Origin of the sequence: Burkholderia sp. AU19243 (genome assembly GCF_018148075.1) — a bacterium.
GTDB lineage: Bacteria > Pseudomonadota > Gammaproteobacteria > Burkholderiales > Burkholderiaceae > Burkholderia > Burkholderia latens_A.
In genome coordinates, this window is the sequence record NZ_JAGSTV010000011.1 from 227,865 (window position 1) to 237,072 (window position 9,208).

The following is a 9,208-nucleotide window of genomic DNA, read 5'->3' on the forward strand; positions in this document are numbered from 1 at the left end:
ATTCTCAGTGGGCGTCATTCCGCGGCGCGCTGCAGCGCGTTGCCGGCGGCGTTGACATCCTGGCCGAAGCCTCGGACGGTATTGCAACCCGCAAGGCCGAACGCCAGCCCCGCGAGCGCCAGCGCGGCCACCAGCCGCGCGATCAGCTTCGATTTCGTCACGCGTTACCCCAGCTGACGAATGTCGACGAAGTGGCCTTCGATGGCCGCGGCCGCCGCCATCGCGGGGCTCACGAGATGCGTGCGGCCACCGGCACCCTGCCGTCCTTCGAAGTTGCGGTTCGACGTCGATGCGCAGCGCTCGCCCGGCTCGAGCCGGTCCGCGTTCATCGCGAGGCACATCGAGCAGCCCGGCTCGCGCCATTCGAAGCCCGCGTCGGTGAACACCTTGTCGAGCCCTTCGCGCTCGGCCTGCGCCTTCACGAGGCCCGAGCCCGGCACGACCATCGCGAGCCGCACGTTCGGCGCGATGCGGCGGTTCAGCTTCTTCACGACGTATGCGGCCGCGCGGATGTCCTCGATGCGGGCATTCGTGCACGAGCCGATGAAGATCTTGTCGACCTTGATCGATTCGATCGGCGTGTTTGGCTCGAGCGCCATGTACGCCAGCGCGCGCTCCATCGCATCGCGCTTGACCGGATCCTTCTCGCGCTCGGGATCGGGTACGCGACCGTCGATCGACGTGACCATTTCCGGCGACGTGCCCCACGTGACCTGCGGGACGATCTCGGCCGCATTCAGTTCGACGACGCGGTCGAACTGCGCGCCTTCGTCGGACTTGAATTCGCGCCAGTACTCGACGGCCTGGTCCCACTCCGCGCCGGTCGGCACGAACGGACGGCCCTTCAGGTAGTCGATCGTCGTGTCGTCGACGGCGACCATGCCTGCGCGCGCGCCAGCCTCGATCGCCATGTTGCAGACGGTCATCCGGCCTTCCATCGTCAGTGCGCGGATCGTCGAGCCGCCGAATTCGATCGCGTAGCCGGTGCCGCCGGCCGTGCCGATCTTGCCGATGATCGCGAGCACGATGTCCTTCGCGGTACAGCCGCGCGGCAGCGTGCCCTCGACCTTCACGAGCATGTTCTTGCTCTTTTTCTGCAGCAAGGTTTGCGTTGCAAGCACGTGCTCGACTTCGGACGTGCCGATCCCGTGCGCGAGCGCGCCGAACGCGCCGTGCGTCGACGTGTGCGAATCGCCGCAAACGATCGTCATGCCCGGCAGCGTCGCGCCCTGCTCCGGCCCGATGATGTGCACGATGCCCTGGCGCACGTCGTTCATCTTGAACTGCGTGATGCCGAAGGCGTCGCAGTTGGCGTCGAGCGTGTCGACCTGCAGCTTCGAGACCGGATCGGCTATGCCGTGGCTGCGATCGGTGGTCGGTACGTTGTGATCGGATACGGCCAAGTTCGCACTGATGCGCCACACCGGGCGGTGCGCGACGTTCAGCCCCTCGAACGCCTGCGGGCTCGTGACTTCGTGCAGCAGTTGACGGTCGATATAGAGCAATGCCGTGCCGTCGTCCTCGGTGTGGACGACGTGGGTATTCCACAGTTTGTCGTAGAGAGTCTGTGCCATGGGTATGCGGGGTCGTTGTGACTACAAGCCTTGCTGGTGCAATCGATTATGCCACGCAGAATGCGCTACGGCGCGGGCTCGGCACGAAAAAACCCATTAAAAACAGTGGTTTGGCTGGTAGTGCCAATACCTGTATCGGCATTACCCGGCAAACGGGTCCGCATCGCCCGCCTCGCGCGCCGCATTCCGCGCCCGATCTTCTAGACTGTCTATTCGCAACGGGCGGCATACGGCCGCCCTCCCCGCCATCACGATGCGGGCATCGCTCGACGCATCGACGGACAGGAGCATTGCATGCGATACGAACTCTATTACTGGCCGGAAATCCAGGGACGCGGCGAATATGTGCGGCTCGCGCTCGAGGCGGCCGAGGCCGACTACGTCGACGTCGCACGCGAATCAGGGCGCGGCATGGGTGTAGCGGCGATGATGCAGATGATGGACAGCGCGAAGGCCGAATGCGTGCCGTTCGCGCCGCCCTTCCTGAAAGCCGGCGACCTGGTCGTCGGACAGACCGCGAACATCCTGCTGTTTCTCGGCACGCGGCTCGGACTCGCGCCCGAAGACGAAGCCGGCCGGCTGTGGGTGCATCAGTTGCAGTTGACCGTCGCCGATTTCGTCACCGAAATCCACGATACGCACCATCCGATCGGCAGCGGCCTGTACTACGAGGAGCAGAAGGCCGAGGCCACCAGACGCGCAGCCGATTTTCTCGCGCATCGGCTGCCGAAGTTCCTCGGCTACTTCGACCGCGTGCTCGCGCAAAATCCGCACAAGCGCGGCTACATCGCCGGCCGCGCGCTCAGTTACGCGGACCTGTCACTCTTCCAGCTGATCGAAGGGCTGCGTTACGCGTTTCCGAAGGCGATGAAGCGCGCGGAGCGCGACGTCGCAGGGCTCGTCGCCCTGCACGACCGCGTTGCCGAGCATCCGCCGATCGCGCGTTATCTCGCGTCGGAGCGACGCATCCCGTTCAACGACATGGGAATCTTCCGGCACTATCCGGAGCTGGACACGTAGCGGCGGCGCAGCGGCCGCGCGCCGCTCAGCGCCGCTCCCCGTGCCGCCGACCGCAAAGCATCCGTGGTGTTCACTCATGCGGGGATTCGCGCCGATCGAATCGATCTGGAATGCCAATCGATCCGCCCGCCATGCGCGCCGCAGACCGTCGTCGTGAGGCACGCCGGGAATCCACAGTGGCGGCGCACGCCGCACGCGCACTGCCGCGTCAAACGACGCTGCGCTTGATCGCCTGCAACTCGGCCGTCGTCACGATCTTCTCGATCCTGAACCGCGGGTTTTCCAGCCACTGGTTCGCGATCCGCCGGTATTCGTCGAGGTCGTCGCATGCGAGCCGTACGATGAAATCGAACGTGCCGCTGACGAGCCAGCAATCGAGCACGGCCGGGTTGTTCCGCATCTCGTCCTCGAACGGCGCCTGCGAACGCCCGTGATCGGCCAGCCCGATCTGCGCGATCACGACGATCGGCTTGGTCGCGCGCGGTGCGTTGATGACCGCGCGGTAGCCGCCGATCACGCCGAGCGCTTCGAGACGCTCCACGCGCGCCTGGCACGGACGCGGCGTGAGGTTCACAAGCTCGGACAGTTTCCGGTACGAAATCCGTCCGTCGGTGCGCAGGATGTCGAGGATCCGAAGATCGATCCTGTCGAGCTGCATCTTCTTGTCGGTCATCCGTGTTCGCTCCGGTCGGGTCGTGGCTGGTGCGCGGCGCGTCTCCTCCGGTTCCGCGCGGGCGCCACATTATCCGGCCGAAGCGGTCGCCCGCCAATCGGCTAGAACCGCAGCGACAGGCAGGTCAGGCCGCCATCCATCTTGCGAAATTCGCTACTGTCGATCACGTGCAGCGGCAACCCGAGCGCGTGAATCGCGTCGTGCACGCGCGGATAGCCGGCCGGCGAGATCAGCGTGCCGTTCACGCGCAGCGTGTTGGCCGCGTATTCGTCGGCGGCCGCGATCGCGATCCGGCGATAGCCGGCGAACGCCGGATGCGCGGCCATCGCGTCGGTCATGAGCAGCGTGTCGTCGCCGACCGCGTTGACGACCGACTTCAGGTGCAGTCCCGCGCCGACCGGCACCGCAACGACCGAATAGCCATGGCGCGACACCAACGACTCGAATTCGGCAATGCCTTCGGCGTCGGTGCGGCTCGTCAGCCCGATGTAGAACCGCTTGCCGACCAGCATCACGTCGCCGCCGTCAAGACGCCCTTGCTGCATCGGCAACAGCTCGCGGTGCACGCGGAGCGCCCCTTCGATGTGCGCGGTCTCGCCGCGCCGTGCGGGCGCGCCCGGGCGCGTGATCACCGCGAACTCGGGCGTGACGACCGCGACGTCTTCGACGAAGTGCGAATCGGGAAACGCATCGAGCGGCGGCAGCTCGGTCAGTTCGACGCCAAGCCCGCGCAGCGCGTCGCAGTATGCGTGAAACTGCGCGAGCGTCTTGTGGTAGTCGGACGCGCCGAGCGCCGCGGTGGTGAGGCCCGCGCCACAGGACGGCGCGGGACGGCGAACGATCGCTTGCGTGAATTGCATCGGCTCCTCCGTGGTCTCGCTGCCCCGTGCGCCACACCGGGCAGCTGCATGGTGCGTGCAGACCATTATCGAAAAACAACCGGCGCAATGCGCGTCGATTTTGCGCGCATGCGCAGCCGATCGCGTCGAAGTGTTAGCGCCGCGCAGCGGATTCGGCAGTCGTCCCGCTCGCGCGATGCGAATGGCGGTTTTGACCGGCGGTTTCGGGAGGATCGGCGCCTTCGTTATGCGCGCGCCGGCCCGAAGCCCATTTGCGCACGGCCGAGCGCCGTGAGGTCGCCTTCGCCTGCACGCCCGTCGAAATCGGTCTCGAAATGGTCGGCCGGGAAATCCGGCGGGCTGTCGCCGCGCAGGAATGCCAGCCGCTGACGCTGCAGGTACGCGTCGTTCTTCGCGCAACCCGGCGCGGCCGCGATATACATCACGTTGCTGTCGCCGCTGCCGCGATGCGCATCCTCCACCGCGTGCACGACGTCACCGTGCCAGAACACCGCATCGCCCGGTTCCATATGCGGGATCGGCACAAGTGCGTCGAGCAGCAACGCGTGCCATTGCGGCAGGATCGACAACGCGCGGCCCGGCCGCGCGCCGCACAGGTCGTCGTCGGCGACGTCGTCCTGCAGCGCGCGCAATACGACATATGCCATCGCGTTCGCAACGGGAATCAGCTGCAGCGTGCCGTCGCCCGGCCCTTGCGGCGTCAGCGCGGTCCAGCCCTGGAACGTGCGGAACATCGAGCACACGGCCGGAGACGGAATCTCCTCGACGTCCGGACGGAACGCGGCGTCGAACGGATCGTAATCCCGCCAGTGGCCGGCCAGCACATGACGATAGACCTGCCGGAAGTTCGCGCCGAGCCAGCGCTCCACGGAACCGCCGTCGACGTGCGGCGACAGTCCGAGCGACGTCGAACCCGGCGGCCGGCGGCGAATCCGGTCAGCGTAGGCGGGCACCTGATCGGGATCGAAATGCGCGCGTGCGCCGTCGGCATGACGCCACAGGCGGTTCAGGAACACGCGCGCCTGCGTGAGCGCCGGCGACTGGCGCGCGGCCACTTGCGGCTTCGACCAATAGACGCCGTAGATCTGCGGCTTGCCCGACGCGAGATTGCCGAAGTAGCGGTCCTCGGCCCGCGCATGCAGCCGCTCCGCGAAGCGGTTCGCGTCGAGGTACGCGCCGATCTCGTCGTTCCAGTCGCGCGCCTGCTGCGCGTCGAACACGCCGCGTATCACCACCGCGCCGTGGGTGCGAATCTCGGCAACCGTGCGCGGATCGATGCCACCGCTGGCGATATCCGCGAACGGCAGCACCGGAATCACGTCGCGGCCATGCGCATGCGCGCGACGGATCGCATCCACCTGCCGCGCGATGTCCCCTTCCACTTCGCGGAACGCGGCCGCGTAGCCGGGCAGGTCGTTGCGCAGCGCCCGTTTCGCCGTGCGGATCGCGCCCGGCAGATCGTCAATCGTCAGATGCATCGTTGTCTCCTCGTTGATCCGTGCTGTGTCGAGTGCTCAGCGTACGGCCGGGACACGAGCGTCATCGACACCATCCGGTCAACTATCGATACAATCCTGACAAATGCGTGCTACTCGGGCCGATGGCAGACCACGCACAGCTTGTTGCCGTCGGGATCGCGAAAATACGCGCCGTAATAGTCGGCGTGATAGTGCGGCCGCAAGCCCGGCGGCCCTTCGCAGGTGGCGCCGTGCTGCAGCGCGAGCGCGTGGCAGCGGTCGACTTGCGCGCGGTCCTGCACATCGAACGCGATCGTATGGCCGTTGCCGGGTTCGGGCGCGCGCCCGTCGAGCGGCCTGCCGAAGAAGAACAGCGGCCGATCGGCGTCGGCCGGCATCCACCCCGACCAGCCGTCCGGCTCGTTGAACCTCAGCCGCAACCCGAGTTCGGCGAACAGCGGCGCGTAAAACTCGTACGCGCGCGCGGTATCGCTGACGCCCACGCAGACATGTGAAAACATGGCATCGCTCCGTCGTGACGATCGACCACGATCATGCCACGGTGCGTTGCCGCCGTCGCCCGGAGGCCGCGATGAAGCCGCAATACGAACACGTGACGTTTGCGCCTGGCTGCTCGATCCGCGTGTACCACCGCCAGCTCGCGCGCATTCCGTTCGAATGGCATCGCCACCCGGAGTACGAACTGACGCTGACGCTCAATAGTCGCGGCCGGCGCTTCATCGGCGATCGCGTTTCCAGTTACGCGGACGACGATCTGGTGCTCGTGCCGCCGAACCTCCCGCATACGTGGTCGTCGAACGCACGCATCGATCGCGACGCGCCGGAAGTGGCGCTCGTCATCTGGTTCGATGGCGACTGGGCGCGGCGCGTGGCCGACTGTTGCCCCGAATACGCGCCGCTGCGCTCGCTGCTGCGGCGCGCGGCGGCCGGCCTGAGTTTCGACGTGGAGACGGCGCGTGCGATGCGCGCGCGGCTGCCGCGGCTGCTCGACGCATCGCCGCGCGTGCGGCTCTCGGCCGCGCTCGACACGCTTGCCGATCTCGCGGAAGCCGGCGGCGAACCGCTCGCCACCGCGCAAGCGTACGATCGTCCCGACACACGCGCAGCATCGGCCGGCTCGGACGCACCCGAGGCCGAACGCCTCGACCGCGTGCTCGACGCGATCGACCGGCACTTCCACGAACCGTTGCGCATCGACACGCTCGCCGCCGTCGCACACATGTCCGAGCGCACGCTGCAGCGTCTGTTCGTGCGGCACCTCGGCGAAAGTGTCGGCCGCTACGTGCAGCGGCTGCGGCTTGCGCATGCGTGCCGTCATCTGGTCGGCACCGACTGGCCGATCGCGACGGTGGCGGCGCGCTGCGGCATTCCGAACGCCGCGAACTTCAACCGCCAGTTCCTCGCCGCGCGCGGGATGACCCCCAGCGCCTACCGGCAGTTCTTCGCGCGGCACGGCCGCGCGCCCGATGCCGACGCGCCGGCGCTCGACATCCGGCCGCCGTCGCTGGAACGCGGCGCCGACGCGGGTCATGAACGCGACCGACGCCGGCCGCGCAAATGAAAACACCCCGGCGGGATGACCCACCGGGGTGTCGGGGCGCTGCGCTGGCCGGGTGCGAACGGCGTGGCCGCCGTACGCACCGCGCACGACTTAACGTGCGTTGAGCGGCTTTGCCTCGCGCGGCGTGTCGCCGATGAACAGCTGACGCGGACGGCCGATCTTCTGTTCCGGATCCGCGATCATTTCGTTCCACTGTGCGATCCAGCCGACCGTACGTGCCATCGCGAAGATACACGTGAACATCGACGTCGGGATGCCCAGCGCGCGCTGCACGATGCCCGAATAGAAGTCGACGTTCGGGTACAGCTTGCGCGACACGAAGTATTCGTCTTCCAGCGCGATCTTCTCGAGCTGCATCGCCAGCTTGAACAGCGGGTCGTCGTGCAGGCCGAGTTCGTTCAGCACTTCGTAGCACGTTTCGCGCATCAGCTTCGCACGCGGGTCGTAGTTCTTGTACACGCGGTGGCCGAAGCCCATCAGCTTCACGCCCGAATTCTTGTCCTTCACCTGCTTGATGAATTCGGGGATGTTGTCCGGCGAACCGATCTGCTCGAGCATGTTCAGTGCGGCTTCGTTCGCACCGCCGTGCGCCGGGCCCCACAGACATGCGATACCGGCTGCGATACACGCGAACGGGTTCGCGCCCGACGAGCCGGCCAGGCGGACCGTCGACGTCGATGCGTTTTGCTCGTGATCGGCGTGCAGGATCAGGATGCGGTCGAGCGCGCGGACGAGCACGTCGTTGACCTTGTACTCTTCGCACGGGTTCGAGAACATCATGTGCATGAAGTTCGCGCTGTACGACAGCGAGTTCTTCGGATACACGAACGGCTGGCCGATGCTGTACTTGTACGCCATCGCGACGAGCGTCGGCAGCTTCGCGATCATGCGGATCGCCGACACTTCGCGGTGACGCGGGTCGTTGATGTCGAGCGAGTCGTGGTAGAACGCGGACAGCGCGCCGACCGCGGCAACGAGGATCGCCATCGGATGCGCATCGCGGCGGAAGCCGCGGAAGAAGAAGTGCATCTGCTCGTGCACCATCGTGTGCTTCGTGACGGTGTCGACGAATTCCTTCTTCTGAGCGGCGTTCGGCAGCTCGCCCTTCAGCAGCAGGTAGCACGACTCGAGGAAGTCGGCGTTCTGCGCGAGGTTGTCGATCGGGTAGCCGCGATACAGCAGTTCGCCCTTGTCGCCGTCGATGTACGTGATCGCCGAGTTGCACGAAGCCGTTGACATGAAGCCCGGGTCATACGTGAACTTGCCGGTCTGGCCGTACAGCTTGCGGATGTCGATCACGTCCGGGCCCATCGTGCCCTTGTAGATCGGCATTTCGACGCTCGGCGAGTTGTCGCTGAACGATAGCGTGGCTTTAACATCAGACGGAGTCATGGCACATCCTCAATCGAAATAAAGAAACGGGATTCGATAACGGGCACAGCGCGTCACACCTTGGCGTTACACGTTGCGCAGCATCTCCAACAGCCGGTGAACGTCCGGGCTGTTTAGGTCGCCCTCTGGTTCCTTGCGCGCGAGGAGCAAGTCCATCAGGTCGTTGTCGCTCAGATCGAGCAGGCGCGACAACGCGCCTACGTCTGCATCGGTGAGGTCATGCTCGTATCTGCTGAAGAAACGCTCGAATACGATGTCGTTTTCCAGCAGACCCCGCCGCGCGCGCCAGCGCAGGCGCGCGCGGCGGTGAGGGTCGGATTGATGCGATTCGTCGCTCATCGAGCTTTATACCGCGCGGCGAACCATCAGTTCCTTGATCTTGCCGATCGCCTTCGTCGGGTTCAGGCCCTTCGGGCACACGTCGACGCAGTTCATGATCGTATGGCAACGGAACAGACGGTACGGGTCTTCCAGGTTGTCCAGACGCTCGCCGGTGGCCGTGTCGCGGCTGTCCGCGATGAAACGGTAAGCCTGCAGCAGGCCCGCCGGGCCGACGAACTTGTCCGGGTTCCACCAGAAGCTCGGGCACGACGTCGAGCAGCTCGCGCACAGAATGCACTCGTACACGCCGTCGAGCTCGTCGCGCTCTT

At 66.1% G+C, this 9,208-nt stretch carries 11 protein-coding genes; 2 read left to right on the top strand and 9 right to left on the bottom strand.

Annotation, left to right across the window (positions count from 1 at the left end; genetic code table 11):
• Positions 1-14 precede the first annotated feature (14 nt).
• Together KDW55_RS21175 and leuC are read right to left on the bottom strand one after the other, a co-directional pair.
• Positions 15-161 (bottom strand): entericidin A/B family lipoprotein, encoded by a 147-nt coding sequence (locus tag KDW55_RS21175; RefSeq protein ID WP_040139418.1) that lies wholly within the window; start codon positions 159-161, stop codon positions 15-17.
• A 3-nt stretch (positions 162-164) separates the two neighbouring features.
• The gene (gene leuC, locus KDW55_RS21180; RefSeq protein WP_040139417.1) at positions 165-1,574 is read right to left on the bottom strand and encodes a 3-isopropylmalate dehydratase large subunit; all 1,410 of its coding nucleotides are present in this window, start codon (positions 1,572-1,574) and stop codon (positions 165-167) included.
• 294 nt (positions 1,575-1,868) lie between these two features.
• On the opposite strand from leuC, the gene KDW55_RS21185 reads away from it, so the two are divergent.
• Entirely contained in the window at positions 1,869-2,594 is a 726-nt protein-coding gene (locus KDW55_RS21185) for a glutathione S-transferase (RefSeq protein ID WP_212160934.1), read from the top strand.
• 208 nt (positions 2,595-2,802) lie between these two features.
• Here KDW55_RS21185 and KDW55_RS21190 read toward each other — a convergent pair whose 3' ends face one another.
• The 4 genes from KDW55_RS21190 to KDW55_RS21205 form a co-directional block, all read right to left on the bottom strand.
• Complete coding sequence (locus KDW55_RS21190) at positions 2,803-3,267, bottom strand: Lrp/AsnC family transcriptional regulator (RefSeq protein WP_040139415.1); 465 nt, start codon at positions 3,265-3,267, stop codon at positions 2,803-2,805.
• A gap of 101 nt (positions 3,268-3,368) precedes the next feature.
• The gene (locus KDW55_RS21195; protein ID WP_212160932.1) at positions 3,369-4,127 is read right to left on the bottom strand and encodes an arginine deiminase family protein; all 759 of its coding nucleotides are present in this window, start codon (positions 4,125-4,127) and stop codon (positions 3,369-3,371) included.
• A gap of 224 nt (positions 4,128-4,351) precedes the next feature.
• Positions 4,352-5,605: a DUF1479 domain-containing protein gene (locus KDW55_RS21200; RefSeq protein WP_069242763.1), complete on the bottom strand. Its 1,254-nt coding sequence runs from the start codon at positions 5,603-5,605 to the stop codon at positions 4,352-4,354.
• A 110-nt stretch (positions 5,606-5,715) separates the two neighbouring features.
• A complete protein-coding gene (locus KDW55_RS21205; RefSeq protein WP_209825604.1) occupies positions 5,716-6,105 on the bottom strand; it encodes a VOC family protein in 390 nt (129 codons plus the stop codon).
• Between the two features lie 71 nt (positions 6,106-6,176).
• On the opposite strand from KDW55_RS21205, the gene KDW55_RS21210 reads away from it, so the two are divergent.
• The gene (locus tag KDW55_RS21210; RefSeq protein ID WP_212160931.1) at positions 6,177-7,166 is read left to right on the top strand and encodes an AraC family transcriptional regulator; all 990 of its coding nucleotides are present in this window, start codon (positions 6,177-6,179) and stop codon (positions 7,164-7,166) included.
• Between the two features lie 90 nt (positions 7,167-7,256).
• Here the strand turns inward: KDW55_RS21210 and gltA are convergent, their stop codons facing one another.
• The 3 genes from gltA to KDW55_RS21225 form a co-directional block, all read right to left on the bottom strand.
• The gene (gene gltA / locus KDW55_RS21215) at positions 7,257-8,558 is read right to left on the bottom strand and encodes a citrate synthase (RefSeq protein ID WP_011881720.1); all 1,302 of its coding nucleotides are present in this window, start codon (positions 8,556-8,558) and stop codon (positions 7,257-7,259) included.
• A 66-nt stretch (positions 8,559-8,624) separates the two neighbouring features.
• A complete protein-coding gene (locus tag KDW55_RS21220; protein ID WP_040139411.1) occupies positions 8,625-8,897 on the bottom strand; it encodes a succinate dehydrogenase assembly factor 2 in 273 nt (90 codons plus the stop codon).
• A 6-nt stretch (positions 8,898-8,903) separates the two neighbouring features.
• The coding region (locus KDW55_RS21225; RefSeq protein ID WP_212160929.1) for a 4Fe-4S dicluster domain-containing protein at positions 8,904-9,208 on the bottom strand (305 nt) is incomplete at its 5' end.